We start from the raw sequence: 13,359 nt of genomic DNA, 5'->3' as shown, positions 1-13,359 counted from the left end.
CGTTCAATGCAAGCGCTGACCGATCTCATCCGCGAGGGCCATGCAGTTCAACACCACCGCCCGTGGCGGCGTGCGATCGTCGGCACAGCCGTCTGGACATCAGCATCTGCGGCGCTCGCGGAAGGATACTGGACCCTGCTCGGCCTCTGGGGAGAGGCGAACGCCGTTCACATGGCTCTACTCGACGAATCTGCAGGTATAATTGGTGTGATCGGACTGGACGGACTGGACGGCAGCTATCCTTCGGTCGGACAATACCATTCTCCGGCCCTCCAGCTGGAACGCGCGATCCATGATCTCACCGGGCTCGCACCACAGGATCTGCCGGATTCGCGTCCGTGGCTCGATCACGGCCGCTGGGGCCTGCGATTTCCCTTGGGCAGGAGCCCGGAAGCTTCGCCTGGAGCCGCTCCTTACGCGTTCTTGCGCGCAGAAGGCGAAAGCCTGCACCAGATCCCGGTCGGCCCGGTGCACGCCGGCATCATCGAGCCGGGGCATTTCCGGTTTACGGCCAACGGCGAGACGATCGTCCGCCTCGAGGAGCGCCTCGGATATGTCCACAAGGGAATCGAGTCGCTCATGACGGGGGCAAGCCTCGAGCGGGCTGCACAACTCGCCGGCCGAACCTCCGGCGATAGTACGGTCGCCTATGCCTATGCTTTTTCGCGGGCGGTCGAGGCCGCCGCCCAGTTCGAAGTCCCGCCGCGCGCCGTCTGGCTGCGCGCGCTCATGGCCGAGCTCGAACGGCTCGCTAACCACCTCGGAGATGTCGGCGCCATCTGCAACGACGCCGCGTTCTCCCTCATGCACGCCCACTGCGGCGTGCTGCGCGAGCGTGTGCTGCGTGCGGCCGACGCCGCCTTCGGCCATCGCCTGATGCGCGACCGCATCACGCCCGGCGGTGTCACTGCCGATCTGGACGATGAGGGCATCACGGCTCTGCGAGCCGTCGCCATGGAGATCGCCCAGAAGTTCCCGGCATTAGTCGAGCTCTACGACAACACAGCGTCGCTTCAGGATCGCACCGTCGGCGCCGGCACGCTGAAACCGGAACTCGCCCGCCGTTATGGCGCCGGCGGCTATGTCGGGCGCGCCTCGGGGCGCGGCTTCGACGCCCGGTATACGCTGCGTTATCCGCCCTATGATCAGCTCGCCTTCGAGGTTCCGGTGTTGAACGAGGGCGATGTCAACGCCCGCGTCTGGATCCGCATTCGCGAAGTCGAGCAGAGCCTGTCACTGCTGGGCCAGATCCTCGACCGGTTGCCGGACGGTCCGACCCTGAGCGATATTCCCGTCATCAATGAGAACCGGGAGGGCATGGCGCTTGTTGAAGGCTTTCGCGGCGACGTGCTGGTCTGGCTTCGTCTTGCCGAAAGCGGCAGGATCGACCGCTGCCATTTGCGCGATCCATCCTGGTTTCAATGGCCGCTGCTGGAGGCGGCGATCGAAGGCAATATCGTTGCGGACTTCCCGCTCTGCAACAAGTCTTTCAACTGTTCATATTCCGGTCATGATCTCTGAAGGCAGCCAATCATGCGCAAGCTCCTCTTCGAAAGTCTCATCCGGCCGCCACTGACGGAACCGGCACCGCCGGTTTCCGAGGCTGCGATGACAGAGCTCGCCGCTGCCATCGAAAGGAGCGCCCGCCGCCGGCTTGGGCGCAGCCTGTCGATCCGCGCCGTCGACGCCGGGTCGTGCAACGGCTGCGAGCTGGAAATGCATGCCCTTAGCAATACTTTTTACGATATCGAGCGCTTCGGTCTCCGTTTTGTCGCCTCGCCGCGGCATGCCGATGTTCTGCTGGTTACCGGCCCGGTGACCCGGAACATGGCGCAGGCCCTCGAACGGACATACAACGCCACCCCCGATCCCAAATGGGTGGTTGCCCTCGGCGGCTGCGCGCGCGATGGAGGCTGCTTCGCTGGCAGTTATGCTGTGATCGGCGGGGTTTCCAAGGTCGTGCCCGTCGATCTGCATATTCCAGGATGTCCTCCATCGCCGATGGATATCCTGAGCGGTCTGCTTGGGTTGTTTGAAGATGTGAGCGAGGAGGGCCGCGTTTCGTGACAGGCAGTTTCGATGGTTCGACTGTCCGGCGACAGCGAGGTGATTAGCCATTTCGAACGGCTGAGTTCCAAGGAGACGAAGATTGCGCCAAGATCAATGCGGATAGCGGTCGGCACTTCAGGTCGTTCATTCGCAACGAGCATGTTCGGCCTCTCCAGAGTAAGGTGTTGATTGAAAGCGACCTCACTTTGTCACAGCGCGGATCGCCTCCCACCCTCCTCATAGGATCTATTATTGCGCGAGATCAATGAATTGCAGCAGAACTCAAGCAATATGTTTCCACGTTGGAAACATGCGTCCTGTCTCTTGCCGCGATTGACCGCGATATGATGCAGCTTGCGATCTAGCGCGGGCTAAAGTGACAGAGCCATATCCATTATAGGGAGGCGAAAGCCGCCGTGCTCAGCGCTTGCGACAAGACCGGAACGGCGGAACATGAAAATCGCGCAACTTTCCGAGTTTGACGACAATTCGACCATCGTGGCAGACCTCGTAATTGTGGGAGGCGGCCCGACGGGGCTGACGATCGCAGCGCAATGCGCGCGGGCTGGCAGAAAAGTGCTCGTCGTCGAAAGCGGGCTTGAACTCGAAAATCCCGAGCATTCGGCGCTCAACGAGGTCGAGAATATCGGCGAGCTTCAGTCAGAGGCACAAATCCGCAAGCGCATCGAATTTCACAGCCCGCAAGCAAAATTCTGGTCGAATGGGACACAGCCATTCGGTGTCCGTTGCCGGGCCTTTGGCGGGTCGACGCATGCATGGGCCGGCAAATCGGCACCTTTCGATCCCATGGACTTCAAGGCGCGTCCCTGGGTTCCCAATTCCGGCTGGCCGGTTAATCGCGAGCAAATGGATACTTATCTCCTGCGCGCAATGGAGGTGCTGAACCTCAGCCCCAGGGAGCCGCCGAATCGTTTTGATGAAGGGGGGCTCCATTCCTTCTATTGGCAATTTGCCCGCTCACGCGTGGATCGGCTGGACATTATGCGCTTCGGGAGAGAATTCACGGCGCAGCGGCCGGACAACGTGCATGTTCTTCTGAATGCGACAGTGACGCGTGTTGGTCTGAGCGCGGATGGATCGCGTTTCTCGCACCTCGATGTCACAAGCATGGAAGGCAAGTACGTGCGCATCGAAGCCAGGCTGTGCGCGATGGCCGCAAGTGGAATTGAAAATGCCAGATTGCTGCTGGCATCCAACGATGTGCATTCGAATGGAATTGGCAATCACCAGGACGTCGTCGGGCGATATCTTATGGATCATCCCGGCGCCCGTATCGGCCGCATTGCGACCGACCAAATGGCTGTGCTGACCAAGCTCTTCGGCTTCTTCGGCGTTCATCACAAAGGCCGCGCGCACATGTTCATGCATGGTTTAGCGCTGACCCCTGAGATTCAGGAGCGCGAGCAGTTGCTCAACGCGGCCATCTATTTCGCCACCGAGCGCGCGCCCGACGATCCATGGGATGCATTGAAACGGCTCTTGGTCTGGCGCGATACGAATCTCTGGCGTGACCTGCGTTCAGTTGCGGCAGGCTCTGGACTCGTCATCAGGGGCATCGGAATGAAGATCCTTTCTGATGACCGGACGCCCAAGGTTTTCAAAGACCTTGTGATCAACACCGCGATCAGCTTGTCTCCGAATCTAGTCGCCGATGAATTTCAGCGTCAGGGCCTCCCCCACAAGCTGACCGGCTTGCGGATCGAGGCGATATGCGAGCAGATTCCGAACCCCGACAGCCGGATCAGCCTCAGTTCCCGGAAGGACCGGTTTGGGGTCCCGCTCGCCAAAATCGATTGGCGGATCAACGATGCAGAGCGCCGGACACTTCTTAGAATTGCCGAGCTCTCACGTGCAGCCCTTCCGAGCGCTGGCCTGCCAGCCCCCCTGCTTGAAAACTGGGCAGTTGAACGGCGGCCACAGGACATCGTCATCATCGACATGGCACACACGCTCGGTACGACGCGCATGTCGGCCGACGCGAAGACAGGCGTTGTCGACCGAAATTGCCAAGTTCACGGCGTGCATAATCTCTATCTTGCCGGCGGATCGGTGCTTCCAACCAGCGGCCATGCGAATCCCACTTTAATGATCCTGGCCTTTGCGATCAGGCTGGCCGATCATCTGAATTCACAGCTGGGAAGGGGTTGAGCCGATGACGGCTTCAATTGCGCCGCCATAAGGCTGAGGGGAGCCATCGCCATAACTAAGGCTATATCAGGCCGGTGAACTCGGCGGCACCTAACGGTATCGCCGTCGTGTTCCAGACGAACAGCGGGCTTTACATGCAGATCCAGAATGGAGTGCACCCAACTGCGCAAACTCCTCAGCGAGAGACGAGAACAGCTCACGCACCACATCCGGAATGCTTTCATCAATCATGATGCGTTCCAGAAGGAGCGGAATGTGAGACATGCTTTTGGCCGCGATCATCCCGAATTCAGTTGCATAGCCACGAATCGTATTGGCAAGCGGCGACAGTGCGCTCGCGCATACCCACCAGCATCAGCGTGGCTTGCTGATTAGCGCTCTTCATCGGAACGAACCGCATTGTCCGGCGGCTCATCGCCTCGCATAGCGCCTCCGCATCGGCCGCATCGTTCTTGCCACGCTTGACGTAGGGTTTCACGAGCTGCGGCGCGACCGATTTGACCTCATGTCCGAGCCCCGTAGCAGCCGGGCCCAGCGATGCGAAGCACCGCAGGCTTCGATCGCAATCACGGTCGGGGGGCGTTTCGCAAAGAAATCCACCATCTCCTTGCGGCGCATCCTCATGCGCAGGATCACTTGTTCGGCAGCCTTAACGCCATGAAGTTGAAAGACGTGCTTTGACGTATCCATGCCAATGCGGATAATCTGGTCCACGGATGGCTCCTTCGTTTGAGATCGCTAACGACTCACTCTGGCACGTTTCGACGCCGTTCGGGGGGCCGTCCACCCCAACAGGTCGGGCACAGCGCATGGCGGGAGGCTATGCCGTGATGGTCGAGCGCCAGGAACACCTTCAGAAGTCGGAATAGAATGCATCTTTCGTCAGACTATCCAGCATCGAAGAGCGCAAGCCTCGTGCCGGATGAGCTGAAAGATTTCTGCAGTTCAGCCAGATCGGGGATCGTCGGCACAGGGCCGAGCGAAACTTTCCGCGGATCCGAGACGGGCATCACGATGACGGCGGCGGCGAGTAGCGTGCAGCCGTTATCGATCTCGCCACGAAGCTGGGGAAGAAGAGTCTTGGCGTGAATTAGATTGGTGTTGGCGATCGGGCTTATCGCATGCCCCATTCTCCGTGAGGCTGGCGACAGGTCGACAATGGCGCTGATATCATTCCGGCCTCGCCATACGGCACGTGCCTCGTCTTGTTCAGCGATGTCGGAGTTGAAATCAGATCGTTCGATTGCAAAGCCGCCTTCGGTCGTCTGCAGGGGACGGGGTGTGACGATGCGATGGATGCGGATATGCCAGGGATTAAACGGTATCAGCCATGTCTCGACCGTTACGTCGTTCCATGGTCTCCAGCGGGAATAGAGCTTGTCGCCAGCGATCAACGCTTCTTCCAGTGTTTCGCGAATTCGGAAATGCACGCCGTCATCGGAAAGCCCCAGCATCCCGTCGAAGCTTGCCGCCGCGAAATGCCGGTCATCCGCTTCGATGTTGAAGCCGTAGCGCGTGGAATAGACGAACTTCGAATATTTCTCGTTGGCACCGCGCATCTTGTCGTGCTGTTGGCCGCTGGCGAGAACGACGACATTGCCGGGAGTGTGCATGGCGACCATGCCGGGTTCCTTGAGTGGAACGGGATCGGCGAAGGAAGGCGCAGGTGCTTCATCCGCCTGCCAGAACGGGTGATCGGCCGGCAGGGCTAGGGCCAAGAAGAACTTCAGCGCCCAGTAAGGCGACCCAGCCGAATTGTAGCTCTCGCTCATCAGCAGGTTGGGATAGCCGTAGCCGATCGACAGCACGCCGTCTCGGTCGGCGATTGGTAATTGCGACCACCAGCGGATGTGGCGCATATAGTAGCCCTTGATTTCGGCCCAAGGCAGAGCTTCGACCTCGGCAAAGGCCAGTGCGCCCCAGAAGCCGCCTGCTGCGAACCGATAGGTCTGGCTGCGCCCGAAGGCCAGTGCGGCGCCATCGGGGCCGAACCAGTGGCGGATATCGACGGCGAAGACCTCCGCGCGCTTCCGATAGGCCTCCCCACGCTTCACGTCATGCTTGGCGAGAACAGAGTAGATCAGCGCATAGAAATGCATGGCGAAGGGGATGTAGTGATCGACCCGCTTGACAGCCCCGTCGCGATACCATCCGTCTCCGAGACGGAAGGCCTCCACTTCATCAAGATAGCGATCGGTCTTCGAGCGGTCAAACGCGACCCCGACGCGCGTCAATCCAAGGTCGATCAGGACGCGGAAGAATTTCCAGTTATTATCGACGAACTCCTTGTCGCGCGCCGACAGAAGATAGGAGGCGACAGTTTCCTTTTGCGCGTCGCTCAAAGGTTCCCAGATATGCTCAGGCACCATGGCAAGCGCGAAACCTACGGCGGCCAATTCTACCTGACGCTGGTCGCGGTCGGAAATGTCACCCCAATACTCAGAATGCGAGGGATTGGTACCAGTTGCGAGGCCGCGCCGGTAGAGATCCCAATAAGGGAAATCATAACCGCCGGCCGCAAGCGGTACGATGCCCCAAAGTGGTCGCGCAAAGCCTTCGAGATCAGCGGCCGCGCGATCGAAGTGAGCGCCGATGGCGCTGAGCCGCACGCGGGCTCCACCCTCGGAAAAATAGGGGAGGAGCGGCTTGAAGAGATCCAGGGCCGCTCTTGCGACATCGTCTCGAGAGAGGAGGGCGTTCCCGTAAAGGGGATTGGCGCGGGCAGGGTCGTAGATCACTGGCAATCCATCATCATAGAGAAGAAACCCGCGGAAGCTCCGGCTCCCGCGGGTCGGGTCAGTTCGAAGGATTATTTGATGGCCTTAACGCCATCGGTCATTTCCTTAAGACCGTCTTCGATCGAGATATTGTCGGTCATGATCGAGTCGTGCGCTCGGTTGAGGACGACCTCGATTTTGGCGGCGTTCGGTGAGACGGCCATTTCCAGGAAGGACTTGCCGGACTGCAGTGCATCTTTGCTGTTCTGGTCCTGCGGAAATCCCGGTAGCGACGCAATCTTGGCGGTGACTTCTGGCGTGCGGACGGTCGGGATGGTGCCGGTTGCGGCGATGATCGCGGCACCTTCCGGACCGGTGACGAACTTGATGAAGTCGAGCACTTCCGCCTTGTGGCTGGAATTGGCGTTGACGGCGAGCGAAGCGACCTGCGCCGCTGTCGTACCGGCAGCGACGCCTTCCGGATGTGGATATTTGGCGATACCCCAGTTCTTGCTCTTGGATTCACCCGACGCGACCTTAGCGATCTGCGTGCCGATAAACCATGTGCCCATTGGTAGCATACCGATCGTGCCGTTGAAGAACGGTCCCGAATAGTGGGTATTGGACGTCTTCAAAGACGCATAGGAGGGGACGACAGCGGCCTTCTGAAGCGCAATAGCCCGTTCGTACCACGGCTTCAGGAAGGCATAGTCCGGACCTATTAGCGTGCTCTTGCCGTCGAGAATGCCCGGAAGCTCGACCGTTGAACGCCAGGTATGAAAAAGCGCACCATAGGTCTTGTTGGCACCCATCCCGCCGGTAAGCTTGGTAGCGATCTGGTCGAACTGCGCCCAAGTCATGTCATTAGTCGGATAGGCAACGCCGGCCTTATCGAAAATGTCCTTGTTGTAGTAGACGATCCAGAAGTCCGAGCGGAACGGCAGAGCATAAACCTTGCCGTCAATCTTCAATTCATCGACGAGCCCGCCGAACGACGCGGGGTCGATCTTCTGTTCCGTCATGAAGCCGGAAAGGTCCGAGATCGAGCCCGCGCGAACAAGGTTCGCGTAGTTTGGGACGTCCTTGACCGTCACGATGTCGAGGTCCTTGGCGCCGCCGGCCAGTTGCGTGGCGATCATCTGCTGGTAGTCCTGCGAGCCGAGATCGACGGCCTCGAACGTCACGTTCGGATGTTTGGCCTGATAGGCATCCATGAGCGGCTTATAATAAGTCGTCTTGTCGAGGTCCCACAGCGCCCATTTGAGCGTCACCGGCGACTGGGCCCATGCCGCGCCTGCGGTCGATGCGGCGAGTGCCATACCGGCCAAAGCGAATTTCACTGATCTCCCGAATTTCTCCAAATACATTTCTGTTCTCCTTCCCTGAAGTGTCTCTGGATTAGATATGCGTAGCGTCATAAGCATGCGGTTCGCGAGGTGCCGGGGCGGCGGGCGAGAGGCCCAGAACCATTACCGCTGCCCGATGGACGCCGAATGCGACGGCGAACATTCCGAGTGAAAAGTTGAGGGTGGCCGGCATGAAGACGGACACCGGATAAAAGGCGACATGCGCAAGCCAAAGCGCGGCCACGAACAGAAGTGCCGCAAGTGCCGGTAGCGGTCGGATGAACGAGGCGACCGCAGCAAGCCGCAGAAGTTGATGCGCGGGCATATCGCGCATCACCATCAGCACTACGAGATGGCAGGCGATGACAAGGATGAATACCGTCGCAAACAGCGCGATCGTCAGCGGCAGGGCGAGCACGAGATTGTCCTGGGCTGCTGCAGCATATGTAGCGATCGCATAGATGCCGAGGCCGATCGCCAGTGCGAAGGCCAGTCCCCAGATGGTCGCGCGCAAGAAATACTCGACGAAGCCTTCGGCGAAATCCCTGAGAAGGTAGGTGTTCCGGTCCTCGACGAAAGTGACCGAGATCCGGGCCATCGCGGCGATCGCGGCGGGAATGGTGACGACGAGCAGGCTGGCCAGGATGAAGAGAATGTTCAGCTTGACCATTTCCCACCATTCACGGGCGAATGTCTCGACGAAGAGGGCAAGGCCGTTCTTCTTCGGCGCATTCTTCGCAATGCCCGGCCCCTCCTTCGTCCACATGTCCCGCAGCGATTGCATGGCCATTTCTCCCACCCGTTATATCAGTGCCGCCTCAGTAGAGGATCGAGCGCTCCGTTTCTTTGTCAAAGAGCTGCACATTGGTCGTATCGACGGTCAGTTTTACCTCGTCGCCGATCTTCGTCTTGAAGCGTGGCGACACACGCGCGATTAGGTCGCGGCCGCCGGCGACGATGTTCAGATGGACTTCCGACCCCATCGGTTCTGCGAGTTCCACGACGGCGCCAAAGGGCGCCAGATTCTCCGGCGCAATATCGGCCGGCGGCAGTTCGTGAAAGTTTTCCGGACGAATGCCGACGACCAGTCCGCGGCCGACATAGGGTTCGATACGGCTCTTTTCGAAATGAGCCGGCAGCGGTAGTTCCCACCCGTCGAACAGGGCGGCATACCCATCGCCCCGACGCTCGATCGCCGAGGGCAGCATGTTCATCTGCGGCGCTCCGATGAAGCTTGCGACAAACATGTTGATCGGTCGGTCATAGAGGTTCTGCGGCGTATCGACCTGCTGGATATGGCCGTCCTTCATCACTACGATCCGGTCGGCCATCGTCATCGCCTCGATCTGATCGTGAGTGACATAGATGAACGTGGCGTCGAGACGTTTGTGCAGCTTGGTGATTTCGGCGCGCATCGTGCCGCGCAGCTTGGCGTCGAGGTTGGACAGCGGCTCATCCAGCAGGAAGACGGCGGGATTGCGGACCATGGCGCGGCCGAGCGCGACACGCTGGCGCTGGCCGCCGGAAAGCGCTTTCGGTTTGCGGTTCAGGAGATGCGTGATGTCCAGGATCTTTGCGGCTTCCTGAACCTTCTGGTCGATGACCTCGCGTGACGCTCTTCGCAACTGCAGTCCGAACGCCATGTTTTTATAGACCGTCATGTGCGGGTAGAGAGCGTAGTTCTGAAAGACCATGGCGATGTCACGGTCCTTTGACGGAACGTCATTGACCAGATCGCCGCCGATGACCAGATTTCCACCGGAAATCTCTTCCAGGCCGGCGATCATCCTGAGCGTCGTCGATTTGCCGCAGCCCGAAGGGCCGACGAGGATGATGAATTCCTTGTCGGCGATCTCTAGATCGATGTCGTGCACGACGGTTAGCGCGCCGTAGGTCTTGTTCAGTTTCTTGAGTGAAATGCTGGCCATCTGATCTCTCACCAATAGGAAGACCAAGCGCGCGAAAGGCGCGTCAGGGCTTCCATGTAATAGTAGTCGCCCCACGAGACGCACTCGTCGACGCCTTCGCCTCGGCAGGTATTGTAGGGCGATTTCTTCGAATAGGTGCCATGCAGGACCAGGCCGTTGGAGACGGCCGGATCCTTGACCGCATAACGCTCTGCGAGGCTTTTCATCATGCGGCGCGCGAGGTCATGGTAACGGGCGGCGACGTCGTCTTCGACCATCGCGGCCATTTCGAGTAGGCCGCAAGCGACGATCGACGCGGCCGACGTATCGCGCGGCTCGCCGTCCGCGTCGGAGAACACGAGGTCCCAATAGGGGATGAGGTCAGCCGGCAGCCTGTGCAGGTAGAAGTTCAGCAGCCGGTCGAAGGTGTTGCGGTATTCGTCGATCCGCTCATAGCGGTAGGACAGCGCCATTCCGGCAATGCCCCAAGCCTGCCCGCGCGCCCAGAAACTGTCGTCCCTGTATCCCTGCTTCGTGGCACCGCGCACCGGCGCCCCCGTCACCGGGTCCATGTAGAAGGTGTGATAGGTGGAGTCGTCCGGCCGTACCGAGTTCGCAAGCGTCGTACGGGCATGGATGAGGGCGATGTCGCGGTATTTCGGATCGTTGGTTTCCCGCGTCGCCCAGTAAAGTAGGGGCAGGTTCAGCAGGCAGTCGATGATATAGCGATATTCCTCTGCGACGCCCTTGCGGCCCCAGGCCTGGATGAACTGACCGATGGGCTGGAAGCGTTCGATGAGCTGATCGGCGGCAAGGATTGCGGCTTTGCGGCCGTCTTCGTCGCCCACCAGCTTCCAGGCCGCGACGCAGGAGGGCGAATAGAGGAAGCCCATGTCGTGGTGGTCGGTCTCGATGCGGTTTTCAATCCGATGCAGGAAACTCTGTACCTGGATCTGCGCCGCATATTGGAAGACCTTGTCGCCGGCATGCTCGAAGGCGAGCCAGATTTCCCCCGGCCAGAAGCCAGCGGTCCACTGGTCGTTGGCGACCGCCGGATAGACATTGCCGACGCTCGAATGGTTCTGCGACGCATAGGTGAATGTCGGCAGGTTGCGGCGGACCTGTGCCACGGCGAGATCGAGCGCGGCCTTGACCTCGGCATCGGTGATCGGCTGCGGCGCGGTCGGCATAACGGCAGTCATGAACTTAACCTTTCAGGCCCGAGGAGGCGACGCCTTCGACGAAGAAGCGTTGCAGCGACAGGAAGACGATGAGGACCGGAATGAGGGCGACGACCGATGCGGCCATGATTAGCCCGTATTCGGCGGAATATTGGGAGATGAACATGCGGAGCCCGATCTGGATCGTTTTCAGCTCCGTCTTGGTCAGGTAGATCATCGGCCCGAGGAAGTCGTTCCAGGTGGTCACGAAGGTGAAGATGGTTAGCGTCGAGAGCGCCGGCTTGGACAGCGGCAGCATGATCTTCGCCCAGATCTGGTACTCGTTCATGCCGTCGATGCGCGCCGCCTCGCAGAGCTCGGTCGGGATCGACATGTAGAACTGCCGCATCAGGAACACACCGAAGGCGGTAAAGGCCTGCAAGCAGATGAGCGCCAGATGCGTGTTGTTCAGCCCGAATTCCCGCATTAGCAGGAATTGCGGCACCATATAGACCTGCCAGGGCATGGCGATAGTGGCGATATAACCGAGGAAAAGCGTGTTCTTGTAGGGAAAGTCCAGCTTGGCGAATGCATAGGCCGCAAAGCTCGACGTCAGGAGCTGCAAGGACGTGACCATGACCGTCAGCTTAGATGTGTTGTAGATGAACAGCGCCAGCGGGATCTTGGACCAGATGTCGATATAGTTTTGCCAGCGCGGTTCAGATGGGATCCATTCGATCGGGAAGACGAAGACGTCGCGGCTGAGTTTCAGCGAGGCGGACAGCATCCAGGCAAAGGGCATGAGCATCACCGCGGTGATGACGATGACGGTCAGGTAAATCGCAATCGTCTTGACCCTGATCTGTCTGCTCCTGGCGGAGCGCTTGGCGATCTGCATGACGTCAGTCCTCTTTCTGGCGGCGGAACTGCACGACGGTGACCGCCAGCACGAGGAAGAAGAGGACCAATGCAATCATGCTGGAATAGCCAAGATCCCAGGAAATAAAGGCCTCGTTGTAGATGTGATAGACGAGGACGAGGGTTGATGTGCCGGGGCCTCCCTGGGTGATCATGTAGATCTGGTCGAAGACCTTGAACGACTGGATGGTCAGCATGACGGTGACGAAGAAAGTCGTCGGCGCCAGCTGGGGCACGGTGACATAAAGGAATTTCTGCCAGGAATTGGCGCCATCGAGATCGGCGGCCTCATAGAGCTCGGAATTGATGCCCTGCAGGCCGGCCAGGTAGATGACCATGTAATAGCCCATGCTCTTCCAGACACCGAAGAGGATGACCGTAACCATGGCCCAATGCCGGTCCGCGGCCCAGCCGGGCATGTCCTTGGGGTCGAGGCCGAGCGTGTAGAGGATCATGTTCACCGGACCCATTTCCGGGTTGAAGATCATGTTCCAGACCACCGCAACGGCGACCAGCGAGGCGACATAGGGGAAGAACATCGCTGTGCGGAAGAAATCGCGCCCGAAGATCTTCTGGTTCAGGAGAACTGCAAGGCCCAGCGCGCAGGCGAGCGTCGCCGGCACCGATACGGCCGTATAGATGATCGTATTCCAAAAGGCAGCGATGAAGGCCTTGTCCTCGAACAGCCGCCAGAAATTGTCGAGGCCCGCGAACGTGATCGCGTTGGACCCGTCCCAGTGCATGAAAGCAAGTGCAAAGGCAAAGACGATCGGGCCGAGCGTGAAGACCGCAAAGCCCAGGAAATTCGGCGCAATGAAGGAATAGGCGATCAGCGCGTTCTGCAACTTGCGCCGACGACGTGACATGGCCTTGGCGGAGCGTCGAGCCGTTGCCGGCGCACCGCTTGCCGCGATGGTCGAATTCGAAATGGACACCTCATTCCTCCTCGAAGCGGCGCTTCCCAGGCACTCGGGTGATGCGCGAAATTACCCGCTCTCGCAGCCCGTGCCGTGACCGGACATAGCACAGATCCAACATTGGTCAAACAAGTTCTGGATAAATCATATGACTTCTATGGTCATCTTATAATACG

Annotated in this window: 11 protein-coding genes and 2 pseudogenes; 3 read left to right on the top strand and 10 right to left on the bottom strand. The window is 59.5% G+C overall.

The features are described 5' to 3' along the window. Positions 1 to 6 precede the first annotated feature (6 nt). Entirely contained in the window at positions 7 to 1,521 is a 1,515-nt protein-coding gene (locus N2599_RS25905) for a hydrogenase large subunit (RefSeq protein ID WP_027512165.1), read from the top strand. 12 nt (positions 1,522 to 1,533) lie between these two features. Continuing rightward, complete coding sequence (locus tag N2599_RS25900) at positions 1,534 to 2,067, top strand: NADH-quinone oxidoreductase subunit B family protein (protein WP_027512164.1); 534 nt, start codon at positions 1,534 to 1,536, stop codon at positions 2,065 to 2,067. 20 nt (positions 2,068 to 2,087) lie between these two features. On the opposite strand, the pseudogene N2599_RS25895 reads toward N2599_RS25900, so the two are convergent. Continuing rightward, positions 2,088 to 2,210 (bottom strand): annotated as a pseudogene (locus N2599_RS25895) (IS110 family transposase); the annotation flags it as partial. Between the two features lie 259 nt (positions 2,211 to 2,469). Then, positions 2,470 to 2,670, bottom strand: a complete 201-nt coding sequence (locus N2599_RS25890) for a hypothetical protein (RefSeq protein WP_245209287.1) — start codon at positions 2,668 to 2,670, stop codon at positions 2,470 to 2,472. Here N2599_RS25890 and N2599_RS25885 point away from each other — a divergent pair. Beyond that, the gene (locus N2599_RS25885; RefSeq protein WP_245209285.1) at positions 2,587 to 4,218 is read left to right on the top strand and encodes a GMC oxidoreductase; all 1,632 of its coding nucleotides are present in this window, start codon (positions 2,587 to 2,589) and stop codon (positions 4,216 to 4,218) included. The genes N2599_RS25890 and N2599_RS25885 overlap by 84 nt on opposite strands. Positions 4,219 to 4,341: 123 nt before the next feature. Here the strand turns inward: N2599_RS25885 and N2599_RS25880 are convergent. From N2599_RS25880 to N2599_RS25845, 8 genes and pseudogenes are all read right to left on the bottom strand, one after another. Next, positions 4,342 to 4,932, bottom strand: a pseudogene (locus N2599_RS25880) (IS110 family transposase); the annotation flags it as partial. A 173-nt stretch (positions 4,933 to 5,105) separates the two neighbouring features. Further along, on the bottom strand, positions 5,106 to 6,956 hold the full coding sequence (locus tag N2599_RS25875) for a DUF2264 domain-containing protein (protein WP_027512160.1): 1,851 nt from the start codon (positions 6,954 to 6,956) through the stop codon (positions 5,106 to 5,108). Between the two features lie 71 nt (positions 6,957 to 7,027). Then, positions 7,028 to 8,302 (bottom strand): ABC transporter substrate-binding protein, encoded by a 1,275-nt coding sequence (locus N2599_RS25870; protein WP_027512159.1) that lies wholly within the window; start codon positions 8,300 to 8,302, stop codon positions 7,028 to 7,030. Between the two features lie 31 nt (positions 8,303 to 8,333). Beyond that, complete coding sequence (locus tag N2599_RS25865) at positions 8,334 to 9,065, bottom strand: DUF624 domain-containing protein (protein WP_027512158.1); 732 nt, start codon at positions 9,063 to 9,065, stop codon at positions 8,334 to 8,336. Positions 9,066 to 9,099: 34 nt separating this feature from the next. Then, a complete protein-coding gene (locus N2599_RS25860) occupies positions 9,100 to 10,209 on the bottom strand; it encodes an ABC transporter ATP-binding protein (RefSeq protein ID WP_027512157.1) in 1,110 nt (369 codons plus the stop codon). An 8-nt stretch (positions 10,210 to 10,217) separates the two neighbouring features. Beyond that, a complete protein-coding gene (locus N2599_RS25855) occupies positions 10,218 to 11,390 on the bottom strand; it encodes a glycoside hydrolase family 88 protein (RefSeq protein WP_027512156.1) in 1,173 nt (390 codons plus the stop codon). 4 nt (positions 11,391 to 11,394) lie between these two features. After that, positions 11,395 to 12,246, bottom strand: coding sequence for a carbohydrate ABC transporter permease (locus tag N2599_RS25850; RefSeq protein ID WP_027512155.1), 852 nt, complete (start codon positions 12,244 to 12,246; stop codon positions 11,395 to 11,397). A gap of 4 nt (positions 12,247 to 12,250) precedes the next feature. Beyond that, a complete protein-coding gene (locus N2599_RS25845; RefSeq protein WP_027512154.1) occupies positions 12,251 to 13,201 on the bottom strand; it encodes a carbohydrate ABC transporter permease in 951 nt (316 codons plus the stop codon). Positions 13,202 to 13,359: the final 158 nt, after the last annotated feature.

Origin of the sequence: Rhizobium sullae (genome assembly GCF_025200715.1) — a bacterium.
Lineage (GTDB): Bacteria > Pseudomonadota > Alphaproteobacteria > Rhizobiales > Rhizobiaceae > Rhizobium > Rhizobium sullae.
This window is presented reverse-complemented; position numbering and strand designations above follow the sequence as displayed.

Excerpts from the sequence above, each read along its gene's own strand:
- N2599_RS25860 (WP_027512157.1), bottom strand. The coding sequence starts at position 10,209 with ATGGCCAGCATTTCACTCAAGAAACTGAACAAGACCTACGGCGCGCTA.
- N2599_RS25850 (WP_027512155.1), bottom strand. The coding sequence starts at position 12,246 with ATGCAGATCGCCAAGCGCTCCGCCAGGAGCAGACAGATCAGGGTCAAG.
- N2599_RS25905 (WP_027512165.1), top strand. The coding sequence starts at position 7 with ATGCAAGCGCTGACCGATCTCATCCGCGAGGGCCATGCAGTTCAACAC.
- N2599_RS25890 (WP_245209287.1), bottom strand. The coding sequence starts at position 2,670 with ATGCTCGGGATTTTCGAGTTCAAGCCCGCTTTCGACGACGAGCACTTT.
- N2599_RS25855 (WP_027512156.1), bottom strand. The coding sequence starts at position 11,390 with ATGACTGCCGTTATGCCGACCGCGCCGCAGCCGATCACCGATGCCGAG.
- N2599_RS25870 (WP_027512159.1), bottom strand. The coding sequence starts at position 8,302 with ATGTATTTGGAGAAATTCGGGAGATCAGTGAAATTCGCTTTGGCCGGT.
- N2599_RS25900 (WP_027512164.1), top strand. The coding sequence starts at position 1,534 with ATGCGCAAGCTCCTCTTCGAAAGTCTCATCCGGCCGCCACTGACGGAA.
- N2599_RS25865 (WP_027512158.1), bottom strand. The coding sequence starts at position 9,065 with ATGCAATCGCTGCGGGACATGTGGACGAAGGAGGGGCCGGGCATTGCG.